This window comes from Xanthomonas axonopodis, from assembly GCF_001304695.1.
Taxonomy (GTDB): Bacteria; Pseudomonadota; Gammaproteobacteria; order Xanthomonadales; family Xanthomonadaceae; genus Xanthomonas; species Xanthomonas axonopodis.
This window is the reverse complement of the sequence record NZ_JFAQ01000248.1, coordinates 1-1,168: the sequence shown is the minus strand read 5'-3', so window position 1 is coordinate 1,168 and position 1,168 is coordinate 1. Positions and strand designations below refer to the sequence as shown.

Below are 1,168 nucleotides of genomic sequence, written 5' to 3'. Positions count from 1 at the left end.
GTGTGGTGGCCGCTGCCACCAGCTTCGGCGCGTCGGCATCGCGCATCGCGCAGACGCCGCGCGCCAGCGGGCCGGCGCCGTGGGGTGCGGTGCCCAGCCCGCGACAGCTGCGCTGGCATCGGTGGGAGCAATACGCCTTTGTGCATTTTGCGATGAACACCTTCACTGACAAGGAATGGGGATACGGCGACGAGGATCCGCGCAAATTCGATCCCAGCGATTTTTCAGCCGATCAGATCGTCGCTGCCGCCAAGGCCGGCAATCTGAAAGGGCTGATTTTCACCGCCAAGCACCACGATGGATTCTGTCTGTGGCCCACACGCCTGACCGAGCATTGCATCCGCTATTCGCCCTACAAAAACGGCAAGGGTGACATCGTCGGCGATATGGCTGCGGCGTGTCGACGCGCGGGCCTGGCCTTCGGCATCTATCTTTCCCCGTGGGATCGCAACCACGCCGAGTATGGCCGGCCCGGCTATCTGGACTATTTCCGCAAACAGATCGTCGAACTCTGCACAGGGTACGGCGACCTGTTCGAGTTCTGGTTCGACGGCGCCAATGGCGGCGATGGCTATTACGGTGGGGCGCGCGAATCGCGCAAGATCGATGCGCCTGCGTACTACAACTGGCCGCGGATGATCGAGCTGGTGCATCAGCATCAGCCGATGGCATGTACCTTCGATCCGCTCGGCGCCGATATCCGGTGGGGCGGCAACGAAGATGGCATTGCCGGCGATCCGTCCTGGCCGACCATGCCCAATGCCCCGTACACCCAGGAAAATGGCAATTCCGGCGTGCGCGGAGGGGCGCTGTGGTGGCCGGCCGAAACCAATACGTCGATCCGTCCGGGGTGGTTCTACCACGCCGACGAAGACGGCAAGGTGCGCAGCCCGGAGAATCTGGTGCGCTATTTCGACACCTCGGTGGCGCGCGGCACCAACATGAACCTCAATCTGCCGCCCGACCGACGCGGCCGCATTCCCGACCACGATGTTGCAGTGCTGCAGAGTTTCGGTGACGCCATCCGCGCCAGCTTCGCCATCGATCTGGCCAAGGGCGCCAAGGCCAGTGCCAGCGCGTCGCGTGGTGCGGGATTCGAGCCGGCGCGCGTACTCGATCGCCAGCTGGACAGCTACTGGTCCACGCCGGACGACGTCACCACGCCGAC

1 protein-coding gene is annotated in these 1,168 nt (G+C 64.2%); it reads left to right on the top strand.

Features of this window, described 5'->3' with window-relative positions:
- Positions 1-2: 2 nt before the first annotated feature.
- On the top strand, positions 3-1,168 hold a 1,166-nt coding region (locus tag XAXN_RS18825), incomplete at its 3' end, for an alpha-L-fucosidase (protein WP_245149968.1).